We start from the raw sequence: 21724 nt of genomic DNA, 5'->3' as shown, positions 1-21724 counted from the left end.
TCCGATACTGGGGCGGCGATTGGAGGTGGCCAGCGCCCTCGGCATCCCGGCGCAATTTACCCTTCTGATCGTTGCTGATCCTTGAGGTGCGGGTGCACGGTGATATGGCGAACGGAACACACAAGTCCACTCAGCTTACGTGTCCAAGGGATTACCCCGCCAGAGTTGCGGACAAAGTAGCCGGCCCGGCCCTTATTTTCCCCCAGCGTAGATTCTGCGCTCGGGCAGGCGCGCAAGAGGACGGCTCCGGAACGCGCACTCCCAACGTCCGAGCCGGAGCCGCCCTCCCGTAAGACAACGGCGCCGTAAGCTACCGAAACCGATGCTCCGTATCCTAACTCGAGGGTGGCGCCCGTCATGGAGCTATTTCGAGCTGAGAAGATTGCCACTGTTCACCACCAATCAAACTATGACTGCCGTTTCTGCGGAGGAAAGCTCACTCTCGTCCGGACGATCGTGGAATCTGAAAGCGGAGTTGTGATTCAAATGTTTGAATGCCTGCAGTGCGGAGATCGCACTTGGACCGCCTGAGCAAGAAATTCCGCTGCTCCTGTTCTTTTGAAGGTTTCCTGGCCCTGGTCCACACCGTTTGAAGACCCGATTCCGCTTCCGCGGGGACGATCCCTCGTCACCTTGAAGGATGCAGCGGACAACATCACGAAGCTGCCAAAGGCCGAACAGAACGGCCCGAATGGCAAGCGGCTATTCATTGCCTGATCGGCGGCGCTGAAGGCCGGGACTTCCTGATGCACGCGCGCGGATTGGAATGCTGCGCGCGCATTGACCGCCGGCAAGCCGAACCCAGATATTATGCCACGGGTCAAGAGAGCCCAGGCGTACAGGATCGCCTGATGAAATGCTTGCTCTGCGAGTGTAGCGGCTGGGTCTGTGAGAACCATCCGGACCAGCCACGGGAAGGTGAGCACGGCTGCGGCGGTGCTGGTGTCCCCTGCCCGACCTGCAATTCGCCGGCCGAGGGCGAGCGGCCTCGGCTGCCGCCCGGCTTCAAGACGGTGCTCGACGACGAGGACGGCTACCGGCACTGAGCCGGAGGGCGTGGCGTTTGAGTACGAGGTGATCGGCCCAGAATAAAAATGGCCTCAGCGCGAGGTTCTGCGCCGAGGCCATCAAAGTATTCCCATTTCAAATTGCCAGACGGAGTAGTGGGTACCCATCTGGCGGGCCAATAGAAGCGGGAAAACGTGGCAACGTCTGCCCAATGAACAGAACGCGGAAGATCAATGAGCCCCACCGGCCCGTCCTTGGGAACCTCCAACCTCGCTAAGAGTCGATTCCGTCGCTCCCGGGGGATTGTGGAGTCAAACCGGGAGAAAGTGGCGGCCCCAGCTACGTTTCCAGCGCAAGTTGGGGCCGTTTCTTATTTCCGCGTCTTTAGCTGAGACTGATCGGGAAAGCGGCAAGACCTGAGGAACATGCGCCTGCTGGGGGAGTCATTTCATAGCTTCCGGGGGACTTGCCCCCAAGCCCCGCCCCGGAGGAAGGCGGCCCCAGCTTCTTTCCGTCTGGCTGGGGCCGTTTCCATTCAGAAGCCGGCGAGCCAGCGGTTGAGGCTTAGTGAGATTTCGAGATCGCCCGTTGCAGCGTGCGAACCAAATCCTCCGCAGCCTCTTCCATCGTGTCTTTTTTTCTCAAATGCTTAATCATCGCGACTAGCGTGTTGATCAAGACGACTTGGGCCATCGGCGGCGAAATCTGTCTTTTAGCCAAGAGCGCACGGATGTCTCGCGTAAACGCGACGCATTCGACTTCGTAGGCCTTCGTCATCTCTCTCCGCACTTCAGTACTCCAGCCAGTGACAAGAGTTGGGATGCCAGGCACGCCTGATTCGTCAGGCAAGCTGGTGGCGGGTGGGTGGCAAAAAGCCGTCGCTATGACGATCTTCGTGACGGCTATGCCCTAGGGGTTAATGGATCGTTACTGGCTGAGCTGGACACGATGCCATGATCGAACTGATCCGCCGCCGTGATCCTCATCGTCCCGACCGCTGGAAGATCTATTTCGGCGATGTATGTATCGGCGATATCGGCCCACGCGCCGGTGTTCCCACCACCGTAGACCAATTGGAGTGGTACTGCGGTTTCGTTCCGCCGGCGCATCGCGGTGTCGACGCTGGGGGCACTGCTATCGATTTACACGACGCGCGACAAAAGTTCGAAGTTGCGTGGCGAAAATTGCGGACCGCCTTCACGGACGACGACTTTGCAGCGTACCGCTATGCGCGTGCCTGGACTGCATGGAACAGAGAATGTGGAAGGACGGCCGCAAGCTGCCGACACAAACGCAGGATGGCCGCTCGCGATGCTTCTGCGGCGTAGCGATTGACATCCCCGGTATGGAAGGGCACGTCAGGGCCGCTCACATGACCGAACCTGCCAATGTGTAACCTCTTGTCTGATTGCGGTTGCTGGCACAAGGGTTCAGCTTGTTACCGACAGCCTGCGAGGCTCGCTCTTGTCTACGAGGTCGACGTTTGCCGCCTCACGATGGTAGTCCGAAGATCGGGAGCTGCTATCTATTAGGCGCGTGCTGCAGGCACAGAGGTTGCAGCGCAGTCACCCCGACCTCGTCCTCGCAGGACGTCGTTCCGCCTTTTCGGCGGATCCGCTGAATTGCTAATCGATCATGCGGTCGCCTCCTCGCAGATCCATCGGAGCTCGCTTCCATCTGCCCAGATCCGATGCATCACGATCGCTAATTTTCGCGCGACCGCCACGACTGCTCGGCGAAGACCGCGTCGCTTGGCCACCCTTACACCCCAGGCTTTCAATGCAGACCAACGCTGGGTGCGGGTTAGAAGTGCAAGCGCTGCCTGATAAAGTATGGTCCTGAGCATCACATCGCCGCACCTCGAAATAGCGCCACTCCGATCGGTTTCGCCAGATGCGTATTTGCGTGGCGTAAGGCCAAGATGCGCGCCAACACCGCGGGAGCGTTGAAAGCGATCCGGGTCATCAATAGTTGTTAGAAAAGTGATTGCCGTCAGTGCGCCTACGCCTGGTATCGTCATGAGCCGCTGGCATGTCGGTTCGCGGCGTACTATTTCAAGTACCATCTTGTGTAGGACGCCGTACTGTTCACGCAGCGCGGCTCGAGCCACAAGCATTGGGCGCAGCATCGCCGCGAGTCGTGGATGGCCATCTGTGAGTTCATTCGTTTGCTGCTCAAACGTTACTTGAGATATACGACCAGACAGCTTTAAGCCGAAGACGCGTAAGACGCCCCGAATTTCATTCTCGATGTCGATCTGCTTAATCAAAAGCGTCTTGCGATTATTGAGAAGCATTCGTAGCTCCTGGCTCACGTCACCCTTGATATGAACAACGGTGTACCAGCCGACCCGCATTACCTGCGCAATAGCGCGAGCGTCGTTTCGATCGGTCTTAATCGGCATCGTCCTAGTCACGCCGCGCAGTCTTCGGGGATCGATGCAGACTGCGTGTAAGCCGGCAGCACGCAGTTCGCCGTACAGCCAACGAGCGAGACCACCAATCTCAATCCCGACCTTGGCAATGGGCAATCCGCTTTCGTTGAGCCAGGCAACAATAGCCTCCGGTTCCGAAAATGTTTTGCCCTCGCGAATGACGACGCCATTCTCGTCCACAACACAGATAGCCGTCTCCTTTAGCGAAACATCCAGACCGACATAGTGCTTCATGTTCCCGCTCCTGCTGCCGCCGGCTCGCCGGCTTCCCTTCCAGGCTGAGCCTTTCGAGCAGCAACCGCAATCACCCCATCTACTCGATCACCACCAACCAGGAAGCCATTCGCGCGCTCTTTCGGGTGATGAATCGCTATGTTGGCAACTTGCCAGCAATGCCCGGCGTATTTCCAGATTATCCCGCGCCAGTCGTGCGCAACGCCGGCGCCGAGCGCGAGCTAGTCCTGATGCGCTGGGGCATGCCGCCACCGCTGCGGACCGGCGGGCCGCCAGTGACCAACATCCGCAACACGTCCTCGCCGCACTGGCGCGGCTGGCTGAAGCCGGAAAACCGCTGCCTAGTGCCGTTCAACAGCTTCGCTGAATACGCACCTGAGCCGAACCCCGAGACCAAGAAAAAGGACGTCGTCTGGTTCGCGATCAATGACAATCGGCCGCTGACCTGCTTCGCCGGCATCTGCACCGAGTTCAAGGGAGACCGCGGCACGAAATCGAAACCAATTCCCGGCCCGCATCAGGTCTACGGTTTTCTGACGACGTCGCCGAATGCCGTCGTCGAGCCGATCCATCCCAAAGACATGCCGGTCATCCTGCTGACAGACGAGGAGCGCGACGTCTGGATTCGCGCCTTGGGATGAGGCCAAGGCGCTGCAACGGCCGTTGCCCGACGACGCGATCAGGATCGTCGCCCGAGGCGCTGACAAGGAAGACAAAGCCGCCGCATGAAATACGCCAGCGCCCGCCCCTATGCCGACCCGGAAAAAGCTGCGCGCCGAATCCTCGAAATCGCCAACGCGGTCGAGCCGGTTCAAAGCCGCATGCATATTGAAAAGTCAACGAGCCGTTCTTGTTTAAGGACAAGGGCACGCCGGCGGAGTGTGGCGCCGGGCTGAATCTCGCGATCGAGCGCAATTGACCCCAGGGGCGTTTTGACGGATGTTTTCGCTATCTTCTCGACGCGCGGCCGCCTCGGATCTGCAAGTCCCCTTTGCCCGGATTTGAGGTGTTGCGGCAGAAGATGGAAAGGCCGGGAGCGATCCCGGCCTTTGACATTTCAGTCCGCGAACAGCGGCGCGGAAATGTAGCTGCGCAAGCGACCGAGCTCAGATTGCGACTTCCACACCTCTGCTGCTTCCTTGCTCGTCGTGATCGCAACGATATTCATGGTAACCGGCATAAGCGGCAGATCGGTAAGAGTGAACTCAAAGCATGCGTAAGCAATTCTGTCGTTCATAGCCGCAGCCCTCGGGTGGCGTCTTTGGTCCACTGCCGAGCATTCGTTAGCAGTGCGGGGGATCATGACCATCAATAACTTCCTGGCCCTTTAAGATGCGAAGCTTGGCGCGCAATTCTCGACTGGCTCAAGATGCACGAATCCGGGACCTTCGTGACCTTCACGCCAGCCGGCGCCGAGCTGTTCGCGTAGCGCCGCGGACCCTATTTTGGGCGCTCGGCACAGCAGGCATGTGGCGGTGAAGGGCGCGCGCCTGAGCAGGCACGGTGAACGTCCGCGTCACCGATTGTCCGGGGAAGACCTCGTGGTTAGCGTCGACCAGGTCGATCTTCACCTTGTGCTCGCCGGCGGAAACCCAGCTATGTCGACATCCGTCCCTCCCGGTTTTCTTTTCGCTATTTGGGACACAATGGACTTTATCCAGTCAAGCTGCTCAACGTCCGAGATGGGCCATTCGCGTCGATTTGATCACGTCTTTGCAATGTCCGCTCTGGCCTCGACTGCTGACGGGCCCGGGCGACATGCGATCTTCGCCTTGGGGCCAAAAGCGAGCATAAGCGGCGTTACTCGATCACCTCGTCAAAGAGCGTGGGGCGACTAATCAACATTCAACGCATTCTGTTCTGAGACTCTGAACAAACGCGACGACGTCGCGTTGTTCGGCCTCAGGCACCTGGAATTTCGCCAGAGTCGCAGCGGCATGGCCGAGAAACACGTTCCAATCGCTATCGCTAATGCGCATGCCTCGATGCGCGAGTCCCATGTCCCTGCCCCGGTAATACATCGCTCCGCCCGCGCTCGCGCAGAGGAAATCGATGAGGAGCTGCTTTTCACGCATGATGCCATCTTCACCGCGATGCGCCCAGAAGCGCCCGAGCTGCGGATCGCACCGGAGCCTCGGCAGAAGATCGTTCGCCACAGCTGCGATAGCCTCATATCCGCCAAGACGCTCGTAAAGAGTCTTCGTCCCATCACTCATTGTATCCTCCTCACGTCCGTGGATGCCCATCGGCATCTAGCAACCCTGAGTCAGCGGGCATCGCGATCCCTCAGGCTCAATTGAGCAGGACGCGATCATCAATCCGTACTGTTCCAGGCGCAGCGACCACGGCGTATACCCCAGCGCAAGGGAACCGGCCGAGATCGCCGACTTGCTCTCTATTGTGGCGAACGAGTGTCCGAAGAACATCCGTATCCTGGGCTAGACCATCCTGAGCAAGCGTCGTCATCACACATCGCGGATCGAGTAGCGCCACATTGATCCGTGTTCCATCACCAAGCGCGAGGTTGTGACCGATCCAGCCGTTCTCGACGAATCCAGGGTGCTCCGTCTTCACGATCACGTTCATGCGAAACCTGCGCTGGTCGAAGCGGCTCTGGGGTCGAATCCCCTCTAGATGCGCGAGCGTCGACGTGGTCAGGACCGAGAGGGGAAACACGTCGAAGAAAGAACCGACAGGAACCGGTGAATCCATTCCAAGTTCGGCAAAAAGAGCCGCTCCTAGCTTCGCCGCGACAACCTTGTCTCTGTTGCCCCCAGGGTCTGCGCCCTCGACGTCGGGGTGGTATTAGTCAATGGTGAAGTCATCCGGCGCTGCCCGCCCAAGCGTAACGTTGCGTTTGAAGTACGTTGACAGCACGCGGTCAACCTCACCGGAGTCGCTCCTTACGGTCGTGCCGTCCGGCAACAGAATTTGCACTGGTGGCAAGTCGCCGCCCCGGCGTGGTTGCTCGACGAATACTGCTTTGCAGTCGAGCAGGTTGGGAAAGAGCCTAACGCTCTTCGCGCTTACAACCTTGCCCGTGTCCTTGTCGATGAGCGCATAGGCGCGGTCTCCCAAGACTCCTCGTTCCGTCACCTCCACGCCGTCGAGTTGTTCGCCGGCCATGGACTTCACTGGAAACCTCCACAGAGCCACCACTGAGCCCACGTCTTCAATGACCGCCATGTGTTCCTCCTACATGCTCCTGCAGTACGGGATCGCATCCACACGATGTGCCCCTATGGGAGACGAGTCGAGGGATATTTCGGTTGGCGTAGCTTACGAATAAGGAGATAAAGCGGTCCCTTTACACCGCCACGTCCACAACGGGTCAAACTGAGAAGCACCCAGCGCGAGCAAAGGTCTTCCGACTTGCCCCTGAAAGGGGACATCGCTCAACACAACCGGCATGTCTCAAAGGTTCACAGGAAGAGACATTCGGAGTGGAGTTGATCTCGGTTATTCGATCACCTCGTCGGCGCGTGCGTCGGCGGCACCTTAAGCCCAAGCGCGCCAATGACGCGATCTCGGTGCGGAGTTGAACGGCTCCCATCGCCGAAGTTGGAGAACTTCCTTCCCCATCACGCTGTAAGTGCCAACCTGTTGGCTCGGACGCGGCGCCCGAAGCGGCGCGCTCTCGGCGAAATCGGCTGCTGTATGAAGCGTTCGGCCGAGCCGCGTCAGCGATAGCAGTGAGATCCGCCGGTGATGAGCCGACTACTTGTCTGGAATTACGATATCACGATCTCCTGTGTCGACCACGAATATGGCAAGCAGCTTCGCCGGAGCCGTGGTACTGGCATTCTGGCTAATCTGGTGATGATCACCCGGCTGCTCGATCCAGCTCTCGCCGGCTTGATAAGTACGCTCCGGCGCCTCGTTCACTTTGCTGCGGACCGCTCCCTCCAGCACGCGCGCGTAGATAAATGCCGACGAAGGATGCCGATGGGAGGGCGATCCGCCGCCCGGCCCGTACTCGACGAGCACTGCACGCAGACTCTTGCCAGGCACGTTCGGCAGTTCGTGCTCGTAGACGAGGGTCACCTTCGCGTTCTTAAACTTCGTCTCATCCGCGAGGACGCTGCCGAACGGCAGGGTGGCGACAAGCAGCGAACAGAGCATGCGTTTCATGGAGCCCTCCTTCGGTTGCGAAACGGATCAGGCTCCTGCCCGTGAGCGGCGGAGCCATTCGTCGAAACCAATGCGGCCGAGGCGCGCCTCGCCCAACGGCACGAGCGAGTGCTCGTCAACCCGGCCGCCCCAGTACCGGGCCTCGGGATCGCTCACGACCTCACGCGGGTCGCTAACCGCCTTCAGATAACGGGCGATGATTTCATTGAACGGCGCTCGTTCCGGGCCGGCAATCTCCACGATGCCGCTTCGCGGCGCCGCGAGTGCCACATCGGCAACGATGGCAGCAACGTCGTCCGCCGCTATGGGCTGGAACAGGACAGGCGGGAGCCTGACGATGTTTCCATCCGCACTTGAATCGGCGATGCCGCCGAGGAATTCCAGGAACTGGGTCGAACGGACGATGGTGTATGGGATGCCGGAGGTCTTGATCAGTTTCTCCTGGGCGACCTTGGCGCGGAAATAGCCATTGTCTGTCCGGTCGATTGCGACGATTGATAGTGCGACATGGTGCCGGACGTTCGCTGCGGCCTCCGCCGCGAGAAGGTTACGGCCAGAGGTCTCGAAGAATTCCAGCACCGCCTTGTCTTCAAATGAGGGCGAATTGGCAAGGTCGATCACGACCTGCGTGCCCGCCATGGCCTCGTTGAGTCCCTCGCCGGTGATGGTGTTGATACCGCTCTGGGGCGAACCGGCCACGACCTCGTGGCCGCCCTGGCGCAGAATGGCGACGGTCTTCGAGCCGATCAGGCCGGTGCCGCCGATGACAACGATCTTCATGGTTGCCCCTCCCTTGTCGACGACTGGAATCCTTGGAACGACTGGAGATCCTTGGATTGTGTCCTCTGAAAGTGCCAGCCGCTCAGGAGCAATGCGGCGCGGTCGGTTGAGGCCTCGCGGTCATCAGTCCGCGAAGACCTCGCGCAGATATCCCGACGCCTGATCCACGGCGCCACGCACCGGGGGCGTGTTCGCGATCGGATTGAGCAGCATGAAGTCGTGGATCGTGCCATTGTAGCGGACCGACCTGACCGGAACGCCGGCTGCTGCGAGCTTGCGGCCATAGGCCTCGCCCTCGTCGCGCAGCACATCGTTCTCGTCGACCAAGAGCAGCGTTTGCGGCAGGCCCTTGAGCTGCTCCGAACTGGCGTTGATCGGCGAGACATGAATGTCGGTGCGCTTGGAGATATCGGGCAGATATTGATCCCAGAACCATTCCATCCCTTTTTGTGTCAGCCACGGACCCTCGGCAAATTCCTTGTAGGAGCCGGTTGACATCGAGGCGTCAGTAACCGGGTAGAAGAGAAGCTGTGCCTTAACGTCAGGGCCTTTGCGCTCTTTGGCGAGCAGTGCGACCACGGCCGTCATGTTACCGCCAACACTATCGCCTGCGATCGCTATACGGCTGGCATCCGCGCCGAACTCGTCGGGATGCTCGGCCACATACTTGAGCACCGCATAACTTTCTTCGACCGCGACGGGATAGCGGCTCTCGGGCGAGCGATCATAGTCGACGAACACCACAACGGCGTTCGCTCCAATGGTCAGCTCCCGGACCAGCCGATCATGCGTATCGCGGTCACCCAGCACCCAGCCGCCGCCGTGGGTGTAGATCACCACCGGAAGCGGGCCTTTGGCGCTCTCCGGCCGATAGATTCGGATGTCGGTGCGACCCTTGGGGCCGACATTGAGGACACGGTCCTCGCTGTGCGCGGGCGCGAGCTTTACCGACACCGACTTCTGGGCGCCGGCGAGCACGTCGCGAGCGGCCCCAGGCGAGAGCGTGTAGATGGGCGCTGCGCCGGCAAGGCTGTCGATGAAGGCTTGTGTGGCAGGCTCGAGCTGACTCATGAGGTTCCTCCGGTGTTATCCGATCGTCCTCAGCCCTTCGCGAAGCCCTACAATCGGTTTTGCAAGTGGTGCAAGTGATGCACCACTGAGCGATCCGATCGTTGTGGTTTGTTCAGTGCGCCGCACGCGGAACATTGGGCACACTGCCGTGCGCCACCGAGCCCGGTTATCATTTCGCGGTGTGTAAGAACAATTGGCATGCGCCCTCCCGTCCGTGGGCTGCCTAGTGAATAGAACCATAGCACGTCGCGCGAACATGCGGTCTTCACATTTGCGAAGGACGGATATACGTGCTTCCAGGCGCGAGCCGCAATGTCTCTTGTGGGTCATTAGCGACCGGGTCGAGCAAGCAGAAAGTCCGGCTTTGTCCGTTATCAGCCGAAAGCGGAAGTAAATTCAGAACATTAGCGGCCACGCTACTGGATGCTGAGGCGAAAATATCGGTGCCCATCAGGAAGTCCGAATCGCAGCCTCGATCCGCTTCTTCCTGACGTCCCTCACCGTTGTCAGCATCTCGGCGTGGGTGAAGGTCGATAGGTTCAGTTTATGCGAAGCCAGCCGGATCGCCTGCTCTGCGAGCTCTGGCGTCACCTCGAACCAGTCGCGGTCAGGCTGCGCTAATCGCCGGACGACTCATTCGTCTTGCGCTCGATAGTACAGATGCACCTCACCACCGATCGGCATACGGCGCGATGTGCGGCGAATGCGACCTGCATCCACCATCCAACTCAGCTGGTATCTAATCGTTGAGCGCGAATACATATCGATACTTTTCCAGATCGTGCTTGCCGCCGCCGCGTTGGCTTCGCCGATGGGAACGACGCTCCACAATCTCTAAGTCGGGTTCGGTCATGCCAGGCGATACCTGCGGATTTCAGCTAAGAATGACCGGCAATACTCGCCGTAAAGTAAGCTGTACAGTTTCCACATGATCGCGCCCCTCTGATTGAAGGCCTTGATATCAGGTCTTGGTTGCGGAATGGCTTCGTGGCCTTAGAAAATGGTTTCGTCGTACAGCCGCAACGCCCGAGGAGTTGGACCATCGATCCTAATCTGCGTTGGCTGCGTCAGTGAGGGCCCAGCGCAAGTCCGCTTGGCAACCGTCAAACTGGGTTTAACGTTCGACTTTTTGGGGCGCTCCCCTTCAGCAAATGCATTAATGGCGGCCGTCAAAGGATTGACGACGATGATTGATGAGAAATTTGCCCATTGCGCGCGTACCGCAACAATATTGACCGCTATAATAGGTTGCTTAAAACTGAACTTTCAGACCTCGAGCGCCAGTTCATTGAAAGGCGCCTCGCAGAAGATCAATCAGTGATGGAAAGGCTGATCTCCTCGATCTTTCCGGTTACGCCGGAGCCGCTTGGCGGGCAACAGGGAAATCTACAAGCCGAGCTTGCACGCTAACAATTGACTTGGTGGACGACGGTCTCTTCTCGATACGGTGAAGATCAAGGCGACGATTTCTTTCGACTGGCTGCACGGCCTGTCGTCAGGGGAAATCGCGATGACCGTCAAAGAGCTCATAGTTCGACTGCAGGCGCTTCCCGACCAAGACGCCCTGTAATCATTGCAAGCGGCAATGCAAACGAGTGGCTGGTAGTCACTGGCATCATTGAGCGCGGCATTTCACCGTCACCTGCAAACCCGGATTTCGTCGTGCCAGATAACGATCCTGGCGTGGAAATCATCTAGCGGCTTCTCTTGCCAAACGAAAACGAGCCAACATAGATTCGCGATCTTAGGCAGGCTCTCAGGGCTTCTCATTTCGGGAAGCTGGCTCTGGCGCTGCAGGCCGGGAGACCGGAGCCCACTCGCTTATGCGTGAGCGCGTTTCCAGATTGCGGATGGCTCGTCAGAGCCCGCTTTGCCCCGATAGCGACCAAATTCCGCAGCGTGGCGAAATGACGCGATGTCCCAACAGGAGAGACATACGATCGTCAGCGTCTAAGAAAAGACGCCGAGGTGGCCTGCTTGCAACCATTCAACCGCTCTGCGGTTACTTCTTATCTCCTCACTGCACGGGTCGTCGGTTCAGATCGGCGGCCCTTTTTAATGAGCGATCATTAGCGCCGCGACGCCGAAGGCGAATATGCAGGCAGCGACTAAGGACCAAAAGGTAATTGCAATCTGCTTGGGCATGGAGTTTCAATGGCCGAGCCCCATTACGAGTTCCAAGCATTGAATTGGCCATTAAGCTATTTAACCCACCGAATTGATGCGCTGCGATGAAGCCACCCGTACCCATGAAACCAAAATCCTGGACGGAAGCGGAGAAGCGGCAATTGGAGAAGTTAGCGCGTCATGGCACCCGCACGCCTCAGATATCGGCAAAGCTAGGCCGTTACGTGGGATCGTTGAAGCGAATGGCAAGAGCAATGGGACTTCTGCTGAAAAAGTAGGGCCCCGCCTGATGGAGCGTCGATTCGATATGAAGGAGGCGCCCAACTGAGGCGGCCTTACTTCGGCTAAAGCCGATCGGGAAACGGCGCTGGCGACTATGATCCCACTAGAAGCCATGGCATGGCATGTCTTTGCGCTCCAACGGCGTCACTCGACCACCCCCTACTGCGGCGCTCTCAAGCCAAGCGACCGCAACCAATCGCTAATGTGCGAGCCGGTCGCGGGCATGGACCACGCCTCCCTCGCCCTCACCGCCTCCGGGATAGCCCTGCTACTCGTGTCGTGTGCCGCTGCGCTGGCGCTGCACTGAAAGCAAAATGGCCGCAGATTGCTCTGCGGCCCACCGACTAAAATAATTCTGCCGTGTTGAAATCGCCGCCCTCGGTGCTGTGGATACCGTACCTCAGCTCTATTTCAGTTTCGCTTCATCGCTCCCGTATGAATACGGGAGCGATGGCCCATTTTGCTCGGCAGATCGGCAAACGGACCCGCGTTCCGAGTTGGACACGCGCTTCCCCCAGGGCCCCAAGGCACTTAGGATGCTGTAGCGGTTACGGGTTCCCCGTCTGTCGGATTTCAGACAGACTCCGGGCGAAAAAGGGTTTGACTGGTGGGGTGCGTGCCGGGACGGTTTGCGGAGGGCATGCCCGGCACAAGCAAAGGACGGCCCCAGCGGTTGACCCCAAAGCCCCCAGGGCCGTTTCTTTGGCAACTCGCCCTCATTGGCGGCCGCAACTGCTTCGCTCGAGGCTTCCTCAGTCTTCATCTTGATCGCCTTATCGACGGCGCGCTCAGCAGAACGGGTTGCGACGCCGATTTCCCGCCGTGAAGTCCCATGCTAGTGATGTCCTTTGTCACCTGCACGGGCTTGGGAGGGTGAAAAATGGCTATCTTTCTACATCTACAAACCCACACGATGGGGCCGAAAGAGGTTAGCCGCATAATGGAAGCTTACGACCGCGCATTGCGGATACTCTGCGTCAAGGATCGCGACGATCCCCTGACGGAAATGATCGCGACGAAGATCATCAAGGTCGCGCAGACCGGTGTCAAAGACCCCGCACATATTTCGGCCCTGGCGATCAAAGAACTGGAAATCCGGTAAAGGGCCGCCTCAGTTGGTGGCCTGTCGTATAAGCTCGTGGAAGGAAATGGTCAGGCTGGAGGGCACATCATGAGCGAATCCGGCGATCGTACCCAAGCCAACATGGACCTCGCGCTTGAACAGGTCTGCCGCGAGCTAGACGGGGAACTGACCGGCGTGCGTGGGGTTATGAGGTCACTTCGTCGAGAAAACGAGATGCCGTACGCGCTCTTTGAAGACGAAAGCAAAGTGAGCCGGGCGTTCCCGACCAAAGAGGAAGCCATCAAGAAGGCGGATGAGGCTGGCTTGCTCGAGATCGATGCCAACGGAAAGCCGACGCTTGTGAGTGGACTGACGATCAAACCGTGTTCTCCTGACGAAGAGAAGAAGAGCGACGAGGATTTAGACTGGGTACCTAACACTGGATAATTGCCTACATGCCCGAAACGGCCGGCCGCGCGGCACCACGTGGCGCTGAGGGCGAAAGCGCTGTCTCGAATAGGCGTTTGTGGTTCGCACCAGCATGGGGAGCACAGATCATGTCGGCCCGAGCAGTCTTTTAAGCGGTCCTTTGTTGTCTTGTGATGGTTGATGCCTTATCGCCTGCCCTCGCCCTGACCGAGCAGGAGCTTATAGCCAAGCTTCAAGCCGCAGGCTATTCGCAAATTCGAGATATCAAATCCACCGCCGAAGGTACGTCAGTCAAGGCGACGAAAAACGGCAAGGAAGTGTCCGTCGTCGTCGACAGCAGCGGCAAAATGCAAGAGCGGCGCTAACCAGCATCCTGCTGCAAAAGCCCTTCGCGCCGGCGCAGCTGGTCACCGCTGTTTCCCAGCTTCTCAACGTCGGCACACCGCCACCTTAGCGTCACGTCTAGATTGTTGAGCGCGGCCCGTACTCCTACGGCTCTAAATTTGCTATAAGGTCAACCCGAGCGCCGAGTTATGCGTTCTGCCTCCGTGACCGGTTCGGACCTTGAGCTGCGCCGGCAATTTGTCAGGCGTTTTGCCACGATCCGCCGCCGACCGAGCTGCGCTGACTTCCATACGCAGGTGCTTACTTTAATTACTCACAAATCGTGACCTGCTCGAAACCGCTGTATATGAAAGAGGCGCTCGAAGTTGCATTGGTATGCTTGACCCGACCAAAGACCAGAGCTACTGGCGAAATCGCGCCGAGGCAACGCGCACGAAGGCACAAGCAATTGAGCTGCAACGTCCGAGAACCGCATTGACTGCTTCAGGTTACTTCAGTTTCCTGCGACAGCACTTCATTCCCGCACACAATCCGCGGCCGTTCGGGTTACAGCATTAGAAATCTATATGTGACAATCAGAGCCACCATGATCGCCAAGATCAGCAGTGCCGGGCGGAATGTTCGGATCATTGGGCTCATCCAATGGCGCTCAGCCGATAGACCGGCCTGAGGTTTAAGCCGTCTCTGGACCCGCACGATTTTGCCCTTTGTCGTTGATATGCGAGCTTTTGGTTCCGGAGCCGCGCCCACACCTCCCATTTCGCTGTAATAAGCGCTGTAAACCTCGCGAACGGCTAGGGCCGTGGACTCGTCCTCGCTCATCGTCTCAAGTCGGGCTCGATAATCAGTCAGAAAGCTCTGTGCGTTTGACGGAAGGTCATCGAAACCACCGAGCTTGGCCATCATGAGCCAAGTGGCAAAATCCGCCTCAGCCTTTGTGCGAGCTTTCTTGGCGATACTGGTGTTGGCGCTAGAGGACATCGTGGTGCCGGTATTTTCGCCTACCCAAACTCTCTGGCATTGATGGCGATCGTTGCACAGTCCGCTTGGGTATCTTGGTTGCCGTGTCGTGCGCGATAACATTAAATCATGGTTGTTAGCCTGTACAACTGATATCCCTCCCCGACCAACACATGCCGCTGTTGGCACTTTTCAGATGAGCGGCTAAGTCGATGACGTCTGCTCCTGGATGTAAAGCAGATAATCGCGGGTCACGAGCGCGCCGATATTGCGCCAATCGCCCGAACCGAACTGCAAGACCGGTTGATTAATCGAGAAAGATCGTAGCCACGACCAAATGCAATATCCACAGCGCCTTCAGACGAGCCGGCTGATCGTGCTGTGGCTTACATTGTACGATCGCGCAATCTCGGTCAGCACCTCCCCCGCCTCACGGCGCGCAATTGCTTCCCGGCGCTGGTGAGCTGTCAATTTGGGCTTTCGGCCGAGAATAACTCCCCTAGCTTTCGCACGTTCGCGTCCCTCCCCGGTCCTGGTGCGGATCAGCTCGCGTTCAAACTCAGCAAGGCCGCCCAAAACGGTTAGCATCAGGCGCCCATGAGCTGTCGTGGTATCGGCCCAAGTGTCCCTAAGCGATTTGAAGCCGGCTTCCTTTTCAGCAATCGTTCCTAGTAGATTGAGGAGATCGCGGGTGGACCGGGCCAAACGATCGAGCCGGGTGACAACCAGCACGTCCCCCTTTGCCAGGACCGCAATGAGCCGAGCCAGCTGCTTGCGATCGGAACGTGCGCCGCTGATTTTTTCCTGAAAAATCTTCTCGCATTTGGCGGCTTTGAGCTCGGCTATTTGCGCTCCCAAAGATTGCCCACCCGTGCTCACTCGCGCGTATCCGTAAACCGCCATATCATCCTCCATTTCGCACGTATAATATGCACGACATAAAGCCGCAATTTTATAAGGGTCAACCAATCTGTGCATAAATCATTATTTTCGCACAGAAGGGCCTGAGGGTCCGTCCTGGGCAGGGTTTCCCGATGCCGATGATGAACGAACGGCGACAGGTGATCCGAGCGTCCAGGAATGGGCAATCTCGGTGCTTCAGGATACGGACGCCATCCACGAGTGCGAGGAGCAGGGCTGGATGCAAGGCTGAGCAGATCCGCATACCCGCGACTGCGCCCTCGCCGCCGCCGGTCAGAATTCTCCGTTGGGCGTCTCTCCGGATGATGAGCTGTCGCCGCGATCACGGACGTGCTGGACTCGATGGCGACACCTTGCACGGAGTGCCCGCCAATCTCGGCTAGACCCCCTCCACGTTGTTTCTAGGCGGGTCGTTGGATGCCCTGATGTCTGGAGCAACGACAAGCGGTTCTGGCGTCGCGTTCGACCAGGGTCCGGCCCGGCCCGTGTCCGCTTCGTCAGCCCGCGACGACCGCGCCGCGCTCGATGCGGAAGGTGCGATCGAGAAGATCGATGACATGAGTCTCGTTCGATTCCGACATCAAGACCGATACCCCCTCGCTCTTGAGGTTTGAGAGAACCTCGCCGAGGCGGCGCGCCAGCGCGGGCGCCAGGCCCTCGAACGGCTCGTCCAGGACGAGCAAACGGCGCCCGGCCATCAATGCGCGGGCGAGAGCGACCATTTTCTGCTGTCCGCCGGAGAGTTCGGGGGCGCGGCGGCGCCGGAAGTTTGCAACCTCGGGCATCAGCGCATAGATGCGCTCAAGACGTTCTCGCGCATCTGTCGAGCCGGTCGCCAAAGCGGGCAGCAGGATGTTTTCCTCAACCGCCAATTCCGGCACGAGACGGCGATCTTCCGGCATGTAACCGAGCCCGAGCGCCGCCCGGCGGTGCGCCGGTTCCGCCAGCAGATCGAGGCCGTCCAGGGTCATGATGCCCCGCGCCGGCAGTGCTCCCATCAATGCCCGCATCAGGGTTGTCTTGCCTGCGCCATTGCGCCCGATCAGGCCGGAGAACTGCTGCTCGCCGAGCGACACTTGTGCGTCGCGGATGATCTCGATGGCGCCAATCGAGACGTGTAGCGCGGAAACCTCAAGCATGGGACGCTCTGCTGGCGTTGAGTTTGCCGTCCTTCGACCGGATCAGCGTTCCTGTGATGAACTCGCGCACGCGTTCGTCGCCGAGCGCCTGCGCCGGCGACCCATCCGCGATCACGGTGCCGTCGTAGAAGGCCAGTACGCGGTCGGCGAACCGCTGCACGATCTCCATGTCGTGCTCGACGAACAGGATCGTGGTGCCGCGCGCCTGCAATGCACCCATGATGACATCCATCAGGCCAAACTTCTCCTCCAGGCTGATCCCGCTGGTCGGCTCATCGAGCAGCAGCACACGCGGATTGCCCGCTGTCGCCATGGCAATGTCGAGCAGCTTGCGCACGCCTTGGGGCAGCGTCGAAGCGAGCGCGTCGCGAAACTGGGCGATCTGGAACTGGGCAAGCGCGGCTTCGGCATTGGCGGTGGTCTCGGCGGCGACAAACCGCGACAGCGCCGCGCTGACCACGGAACTCCCGGAATGGGCAATGGCGCTTGCCGCGCACAGGTTTTCGAACACGCTGAAGGTCGGAAAAACCTGTGCCACCTGAAAGGAACGCGCAATTCCCAGCCGCATGATCTTGCGCGACGGCAGCCCGGTGATGTCCCCGCCCTCGAACTGGATGGTGCCCCTGGACGGCGTCAGATGGCCGGTGATCATGTTGACGAAAGTGGTCTTGCCGGCGCCGTTAGCGCCGATGATGCCGAGGGTTTGTCCCCGCGGCACGTCGACATTGATATCGCGGGCGGCAACGACCTGACCGAAGGTCTTTTCGAGGCCCTTGACGGAAAGCAGCGCGCTCATGCCACACCTTTATCGGAAATGGTGGGGCGTTTGCGAATCATCAGGGAACCGAGCCCTTCGGGCACGAACAGGATCGTCAGCAGCAGCACCGATCCGAGGATCAACTGCCAGCCACCGGGCAGCAATGCGACCGCAATGGTGCGGACGATCTCGAACAGCAGCGCGCCCAAGAACGCCGCCGGAACCGATGCGGCACCCGCCAGGATGGTCACGAATACAAATCCGCCCGACGTGGTCCAATAGGCCATCTGCGGATCGACATGGCTGATCGACAGCGCCGCCAACGCGCCGCCGGCGCCCGCCAGGGCCGCCGAAATGGTCAACTTCAAATGCACCAGCCGGGTCACGGAAATGCCGAGATATTCGACGCGAATTTCATTGTCGCGGATGGCGCCGGCAAGCTGGCCGGCCACCGAACCCAGATACGCCGAGACGCCAAGCCAGGCTGAAAACACCATGCCAAGTGCCAGCCAGAACAGCGCGAAGGTGTAGCCGGGACCGCGCGGCTTCATGCCGAGAAAGCTGGCCTGCGCGACATTGATGCCGTCGGTCGACCCAAGCGTCTCGGACTTTACCAGCACGCCGTACAGGATCATCGATAGCGCGAGACTGAGCATGGCGAAAAAGATCTCGCGATACTGTGCGAGCAGGAAACCGACGACGAATGCCACCAGCGCCGCCATGATCACGGCCAGGGCAGTCAGCAGGAACGCGTCCGTCACCCCGAACCAGCGCCCCGCCAGGGCAACCGTGTAGGCACCCGTCGCGAAGAACAGGGCCTGGCCGAACGGCACCAGGCCGCCGCGCCACAGGATGATGAGGCCGCAGACCACGAGCCCGGTGGACATCGCAAGGGTCACCAGCGAGATCAGCCAGAGCGGCGTGAACGGCGCTGCCGCCCCCAATCCGCCGAGGATCGCCGCGCCCAGGAAAATGCGAAGTCCGGTCATATCAGATTTTTCTCGGTTGAGCGCGACTGAACAGGCCCTGCGGGCGGAACACGAGAACCAGTGCCATCACCGCGTAGATCGAGAACAATTCAAGTTGCGGTATCAGATGCACGGCTCCAGCGCGGAATAATCCGACGATCAGAGCACCGACCAGCGCGCCCTCCATCGAGCCCATTCCGCCGATCGCCACCACCGCGAAGGCCAGCACGATGACTTCGACCCCGAGGCCCGGGGTCACCGATATCTTGGGAGCGGTCAATGCGCCGCCGAGTGCACCGAGCACCGCGCCTACCAGAAAGGTCACCGTATAGATCTGGGACACATCGACGCCAAACGCGGCGGCGGTTTCGCGATCATAGATCACGGCGGTCAACAGCCGTCCAAAGGTCGTCTTCTTGATAGTGTAGGAGGCCGCGATCGCCAGCAAGCCCGCAAACCCGACCAGACCGATATCGTAAACCGACAAAGGCAAGCCGCCGACGATGAAGCTGCCGGCCTCGACATAGGGCTGATACGCCGATCTGCCGTCGGTGCCCCAGATCAATATCAGCACGTCTTCCAGGATCAGAAACAGTGCGTAGGTGATGAGAACAACGACGACTTCGTCCTTGCCATAGACGCGGCGGAGAAAGACCCGCTCCAGGATGTAACCCATTACCAAGCCGATCGCGATCGCCGCCGTGGCAACTGCCAGGTAGCCGCCGACCACGGGCCAGCCCCGGTCGAAATAGAGACCGATTGCAGTCGCCGCCGCATAGGCGCCAAAGGCGTAGAACGCGCCGTGGGCCACATTTAGAATCTTCATGACGCCGAAAATCAAGGTCAGGCCGATGGCGACGACAAACAGCCAGGCGGCATAAACCAGGCCATCGGTGACGATGGCGATCACTGTAATCACCTGATGCCGTCCCTTACGTCGTGAAGACGCAGCAGCTGTGACGTGCAGCCGGGAGCTCCGGCTGGCAATGTGGCGTCGCTTAGTTGCATTTGGCGCCGGGCATGCCGGCCTCGAGCCACGCCGTCGAGGTCATGTTGGCCGGGGGATTCACGCACTCGGCGGGATAGCGGACGATGTCGACGATTTCCGCTTTGCCTTCCGCCTTGTTAAAACGGAAGCTGCCATAGGCGATATCAGCGATCCCCTGGTGACCATTGCCGATCGCCATGCGGATCTTGGCGCTCGGTCCTTCAAACTCGATACCCTCGAACGCCTTCACCACGTCGTCGATCGCGGGTTGCTGACCGCCCTTGGCCGCCGCCGCCTTCTCCCACGCGGACTTGAGCCCGAGGATCGACTGCGCCATGTGATAGGCCGGATAGGTCGGCGCCGTCGCGAAGCGATCCTCGTAGACCTGGCGGAACCACTTGTTCAACGGCGTGTCGGGCGCCATTACCCCGTGCGGGCCGCGGGCTCCAATGATAGTACCATCCGGGATCTTGGCGCCGAGGCGGAACATGGCCGTCTCGCCCGCTGTATAGACCATAGTGGACCTTGCCGGCAGACCACGGGCTCCGTTCTGAACAATGAAGCTCTCGAGATCGCCGTTCCAGAAGCTCGAATGCACCACCTTGGAATTGGCGGTCAGCAGCGCCGAGATTTCCGCGCCGAATTCGCCCGCGAACAACTTCGGCAACAGCTCCTTGTCGACCGTCGCCTTGGGCGCAAGCGCCTTCATGGCGGCGACGAAATCACGCCAACTGTCCTGCCCCCATGCGTAGTTCTGGTTGATGCCCGAAAATGAAGCCAGTTCAGGGAATTTCTTCAGGACGTAGCGAGCGGCTCCAACGTTATCCATGGTGGCGTGCGGCGTTGCACGGAACACGTATTTGAGCGGCTTCTCCTCGAAGATTCGGGGCGTTCCGCAGTCGAAGAACACCGTCAGCGCCTTCAACTCTTCGGCAACCGGAGCCACCGCCAGGCAGTTGCCGGACGAGACGTATCCGACGATGGCATTCACGCCGTCGCGTTGAACAAGGTTGCGGAATTCAGTAACCTGGTTGGCTGTCGAGCCGGCCTCGTCGACGAACTTCGGCACAATCGGTGCACCGGCGAGACCAGCGGTCGCATAAGGTGCGGGCACTTTGCCGGCGTTGAGCATTTCAATCATGATTTCAGCGGAGTTGCGGCCGGGAATGCCGAAGGGGCCGGCGGCCGGTCCGGTCAGGAAAGTCACAAGCCCGAGCTTGACCGGCGGGACCGCCGGAGCGGTCTGGGCGACGGCCGCGATCGGCATCGCGATCGGCATCGCGATCGGCAAGGCTGCAAACAACACCGCCGCCGACAATTTGCGCACCAACCATGCGCTTTCGTTCATCCTGTGCATACGAAACCTCCCCGAGAATGCTTTTTTCAGCCGATGCGGCTGTTGTGGTGAAAGTCTATGCGCGATTGCGGGACAAGCCAATACGGCCACAATGCCGCGCCGCGCTTCCAGGGGGCAGAACAACCCTGCCATTTCAGGCAGCAAAGAAGCTCCGGCAAGAATCGCGACATGAAGTTTCGGCGGACGCTAGTGCTCAGCTATGCTTTCTTTCGTTACTACCCGCGGTTCAGTTCTCAAATCGTGCGGGCGTGCGAGAGCGCAATTAAAGAGCGACTTGCGGTCCCGTCCACTTAGTTTGCGTAGTTGAGTCCAGGAGAACAATCACCTCGACGAGTATTTCACCGGGATAACGGCTTGCCCTGAAGCAGTCAGGAAAGCCATGATCCAAGCCGCTAGGATGCAGCCGATTCAGTTTGCGAGATGATGCAGCTGCAGCAAGCTCCGGCGCTCGATAGTATCCTCCCTTGGCCATGATCGCCCAGGCGATGCGCGCCATCTTGTTGCAACGGCAACGGCGACGAGCTTGGCCGGCTTCTTCGCCAGCAGCCTCATGATCCAGGTGCGGGAAGGTTGTTCACGGACTGGCGCTGCCCCTCTCTATGTCCGAGTTGGGTTGGGTCATGTGTGGACGACGCCCGCGTTGCAAGAAGAATCTGACGTTCGGCGCGCGGTCGGGTGCAAGTCATGTGTCCGGCCTGTTTGCGCGGCACCATGACCGCTGGCCCTGATG

22 protein-coding genes and 2 pseudogenes are annotated in these 21724 nt (G+C 59.5%); 8 read left to right on the top strand and 16 right to left on the bottom strand.

The features are described 5' to 3' along the window. Positions 1–851 precede the first annotated feature (851 nt). Entirely contained in the window at positions 852–1046 is a 195-nt protein-coding gene (locus RX328_RS18055) for a hypothetical protein (protein WP_213257657.1), read from the top strand. 526 nt (positions 1047–1572) lie between these two features. On the opposite strand, the gene RX328_RS18050 is transcribed toward RX328_RS18055, so the two are convergent. Beyond that, on the bottom strand, positions 1573–1785 hold the full coding sequence (locus RX328_RS18050) for a hypothetical protein (RefSeq protein WP_247510908.1): 213 nt from the start codon (positions 1783–1785) through the stop codon (positions 1573–1575). 176 nt (positions 1786–1961) lie between these two features. Here RX328_RS18050 and RX328_RS18045 point away from each other — a divergent pair, with 176 nt between their 5' ends. Continuing rightward, entirely contained in the window at positions 1962–2336 is a 375-nt protein-coding gene (locus RX328_RS18045) for a hypothetical protein (protein ID WP_213257756.1), read from the top strand. Positions 2337–2641: 305 nt separating this feature from the next. Here RX328_RS18045 and RX328_RS18040 read toward each other — a convergent pair whose 3' ends face one another. Continuing rightward, the gene (locus RX328_RS18040; protein WP_317258770.1) at positions 2642–3676 is read right to left on the bottom strand and encodes an IS110 family transposase; all 1035 of its coding nucleotides are present in this window, start codon (positions 3674–3676) and stop codon (positions 2642–2644) included. Positions 3677–3804: 128 nt separating this feature from the next. Here RX328_RS18040 and RX328_RS18035 point away from each other — a divergent pair. Beyond that, positions 3805–4405: pseudogene (locus RX328_RS18035) on the top strand (SOS response-associated peptidase family protein). Between the two features lie 328 nt (positions 4406–4733). Here RX328_RS18035 and RX328_RS18030 read toward each other — a convergent pair. The 7 genes from RX328_RS18030 to RX328_RS18000 all read right to left on the bottom strand — a co-directional run bounded on the left by RX328_RS18030 (position 4734) and on the right by RX328_RS18000 (position 9658). After that, complete coding sequence (locus RX328_RS18030) at positions 4734–4913, bottom strand: hypothetical protein (RefSeq protein WP_213255980.1); 180 nt, start codon at positions 4911–4913, stop codon at positions 4734–4736. Between the two features lie 601 nt (positions 4914–5514). Beyond that, entirely contained in the window at positions 5515–5892 is a 378-nt protein-coding gene (locus RX328_RS18025) for a group I truncated hemoglobin (protein ID WP_213256036.1), read from the bottom strand. A gap of 76 nt (positions 5893–5968) precedes the next feature. Then, on the bottom strand, positions 5969–6388 hold the full coding sequence (locus RX328_RS18020; protein ID WP_213255982.1) for an MOSC domain-containing protein: 420 nt from the start codon (positions 6386–6388) through the stop codon (positions 5969–5971). 93 nt (positions 6389–6481) lie between these two features. After that, positions 6482–6862: an MOSC N-terminal beta barrel domain-containing protein gene (locus RX328_RS18015; RefSeq protein ID WP_213255984.1), complete on the bottom strand. Its 381-nt coding sequence runs from the start codon at positions 6860–6862 to the stop codon at positions 6482–6484. A gap of 531 nt (positions 6863–7393) precedes the next feature. Next, complete coding sequence (locus tag RX328_RS18010; protein WP_213255986.1) at positions 7394–7807, bottom strand: cupin domain-containing protein; 414 nt, start codon at positions 7805–7807, stop codon at positions 7394–7396. Positions 7808–7834: 27 nt separating this feature from the next. Next, entirely contained in the window at positions 7835–8587 is a 753-nt protein-coding gene (locus tag RX328_RS18005; RefSeq protein WP_213255988.1) for an SDR family oxidoreductase, read from the bottom strand. Between the two features lie 123 nt (positions 8588–8710). After that, the gene (locus RX328_RS18000; RefSeq protein ID WP_213255991.1) at positions 8711–9658 is read right to left on the bottom strand and encodes an alpha/beta hydrolase; all 948 of its coding nucleotides are present in this window, start codon (positions 9656–9658) and stop codon (positions 8711–8713) included. 1093 nt (positions 9659–10751) lie between these two features. On the opposite strand from RX328_RS18000, the gene RX328_RS17995 reads away from it, so the two are divergent. The 5 genes and pseudogenes from RX328_RS17995 to RX328_RS17975 form a co-directional block, all read left to right on the top strand. Next, positions 10752–10979, top strand: a complete 228-nt coding sequence (locus RX328_RS17995) for a hypothetical protein (RefSeq protein ID WP_249727149.1) — start codon at positions 10752–10754, stop codon at positions 10977–10979. Between the two features lie 1968 nt (positions 10980–12947). Next, complete coding sequence (locus RX328_RS17990; protein ID WP_213255993.1) at positions 12948–13169, top strand: hypothetical protein; 222 nt, start codon at positions 12948–12950, stop codon at positions 13167–13169. 69 nt (positions 13170–13238) lie between these two features. After that, a complete protein-coding gene (locus tag RX328_RS17985) occupies positions 13239–13577 on the top strand; it encodes a hypothetical protein (protein WP_249727151.1) in 339 nt (112 codons plus the stop codon). 155 nt (positions 13578–13732) lie between these two features. Then, entirely contained in the window at positions 13733–13924 is a 192-nt protein-coding gene (locus tag RX328_RS17980) for a PepSY domain-containing protein (RefSeq protein ID WP_213255995.1), read from the top strand. A 2-nt stretch (positions 13925–13926) separates the two neighbouring features. Beyond that, positions 13927–14013: pseudogene (locus tag RX328_RS17975) on the top strand (response regulator); the annotation flags it as partial. 437 nt (positions 14014–14450) lie between these two features. Here RX328_RS17975 and RX328_RS17970 read toward each other — a convergent pair. From RX328_RS17970 to RX328_RS17940, 7 genes are all read right to left on the bottom strand, one after another. Further along, entirely contained in the window at positions 14451–14885 is a 435-nt protein-coding gene (locus RX328_RS17970; RefSeq protein WP_213255997.1) for a hypothetical protein, read from the bottom strand. A gap of 336 nt (positions 14886–15221) precedes the next feature. Next, entirely contained in the window at positions 15222–15767 is a 546-nt protein-coding gene (locus RX328_RS17965) for a recombinase family protein (RefSeq protein WP_213255999.1), read from the bottom strand. A gap of 515 nt (positions 15768–16282) precedes the next feature. Beyond that, positions 16283–16924, bottom strand: a complete 642-nt coding sequence (locus RX328_RS17960; protein ID WP_213256001.1) for an ABC transporter ATP-binding protein — start codon at positions 16922–16924, stop codon at positions 16283–16285. Next, positions 16917–17720 carry an ABC transporter ATP-binding protein gene (locus RX328_RS17955; protein WP_213256003.1) on the bottom strand — a complete coding sequence of 268 codons (804 nt, stop codon included), beginning with the start codon at positions 17718–17720 and terminating at the stop codon, positions 16917–16919. Before RX328_RS17955 ends, RX328_RS17960 begins: the two co-directional genes overlap by 8 nt. Next, a complete protein-coding gene (locus RX328_RS17950; protein WP_213256005.1) occupies positions 17717–18670 on the bottom strand; it encodes a branched-chain amino acid ABC transporter permease in 954 nt (317 codons plus the stop codon). Before RX328_RS17950 ends, RX328_RS17955 begins: the two co-directional genes overlap by 4 nt. 1 nt (position 18671) lies before the next feature. Next, the gene (locus tag RX328_RS17945) at positions 18672–19568 is read right to left on the bottom strand and encodes a branched-chain amino acid ABC transporter permease (RefSeq protein WP_213256007.1); all 897 of its coding nucleotides are present in this window, start codon (positions 19566–19568) and stop codon (positions 18672–18674) included. 79 nt (positions 19569–19647) lie between these two features. Continuing rightward, entirely contained in the window at positions 19648–20994 is a 1347-nt protein-coding gene (locus tag RX328_RS17940) for an ABC transporter substrate-binding protein (protein WP_213256009.1), read from the bottom strand. Positions 20995–21724: the final 730 nt, after the last annotated feature.

The sequence above is a fragment of the Bradyrhizobium sp. sBnM-33 genome (assembly GCF_032917945.1).
GTDB lineage: Bacteria > Pseudomonadota > Alphaproteobacteria > Rhizobiales > Xanthobacteraceae > Bradyrhizobium.
The sequence above is the reverse complement of the archived record's forward strand: the minus strand, read 5'-3'. Positions and strand labels throughout refer to the sequence as shown.

Coding starts and splice junctions, on each gene's coding strand:
- RX328_RS18055 (WP_213257657.1), top strand. CDS start 852: ATGAAATGCTTGCTCTGCGAGTGTAGCGGCTGGGTCTGTGAGAACCAT.
- RX328_RS18050 (WP_247510908.1), bottom strand. CDS start 1,785: ATGACGAAGGCCTACGAAGTCGAATGCGTCGCGTTTACGCGAGACATC.
- RX328_RS18045 (WP_213257756.1), top strand. CDS start 1,962: ATGATCGAACTGATCCGCCGCCGTGATCCTCATCGTCCCGACCGCTGG.
- RX328_RS18040 (WP_317258770.1), bottom strand. CDS start 3,676: ATGAAGCACTATGTCGGTCTGGATGTTTCGCTAAAGGAGACGGCTATC.
- RX328_RS18030 (WP_213255980.1), bottom strand. CDS start 4,913: ATGAACGACAGAATTGCTTACGCATGCTTTGAGTTCACTCTTACCGAT.
- RX328_RS18025 (WP_213256036.1), bottom strand. CDS start 5,892: ATGAGTGATGGGACGAAGACTCTTTACGAGCGTCTTGGCGGATATGAG.
- RX328_RS18020 (WP_213255982.1), bottom strand. CDS start 6,388: ATGGATTCACCGGTTCCTGTCGGTTCTTTCTTCGACGTGTTTCCCCTC.
- RX328_RS18015 (WP_213255984.1), bottom strand. CDS start 6,862: ATGGCGGTCATTGAAGACGTGGGCTCAGTGGTGGCTCTGTGGAGGTTT.
- RX328_RS18010 (WP_213255986.1), bottom strand. CDS start 7,807: ATGAAACGCATGCTCTGTTCGCTGCTTGTCGCCACCCTGCCGTTCGGC.
- RX328_RS18005 (WP_213255988.1), bottom strand. CDS start 8,587: ATGAAGATCGTTGTCATCGGCGGCACCGGCCTGATCGGCTCGAAGACC.
- RX328_RS18000 (WP_213255991.1), bottom strand. CDS start 9,658: ATGAGTCAGCTCGAGCCTGCCACACAAGCCTTCATCGACAGCCTTGCC.
- RX328_RS17990 (WP_213255993.1), top strand. CDS start 12,948: ATGGCTATCTTTCTACATCTACAAACCCACACGATGGGGCCGAAAGAG.
- RX328_RS17985 (WP_249727151.1), top strand. CDS start 13,239: ATGAGCGAATCCGGCGATCGTACCCAAGCCAACATGGACCTCGCGCTT.
- RX328_RS17980 (WP_213255995.1), top strand. CDS start 13,733: ATGGTTGATGCCTTATCGCCTGCCCTCGCCCTGACCGAGCAGGAGCTT.
- RX328_RS17970 (WP_213255997.1), bottom strand. CDS start 14,885: ATGTCCTCTAGCGCCAACACCAGTATCGCCAAGAAAGCTCGCACAAAG.
- RX328_RS17965 (WP_213255999.1), bottom strand. CDS start 15,767: ATGGCGGTTTACGGATACGCGCGAGTGAGCACGGGTGGGCAATCTTTG.
- RX328_RS17960 (WP_213256001.1), bottom strand. CDS start 16,924: ATGCTTGAGGTTTCCGCGCTACACGTCTCGATTGGCGCCATCGAGATC.
- RX328_RS17955 (WP_213256003.1), bottom strand. CDS start 17,720: ATGAGCGCGCTGCTTTCCGTCAAGGGCCTCGAAAAGACCTTCGGTCAG.
- RX328_RS17950 (WP_213256005.1), bottom strand. CDS start 18,670: ATGACCGGACTTCGCATTTTCCTGGGCGCGGCGATCCTCGGCGGATTG.
- RX328_RS17940 (WP_213256009.1), bottom strand. CDS start 20,994: ATGCACAGGATGAACGAAAGCGCATGGTTGGTGCGCAAATTGTCGGCG.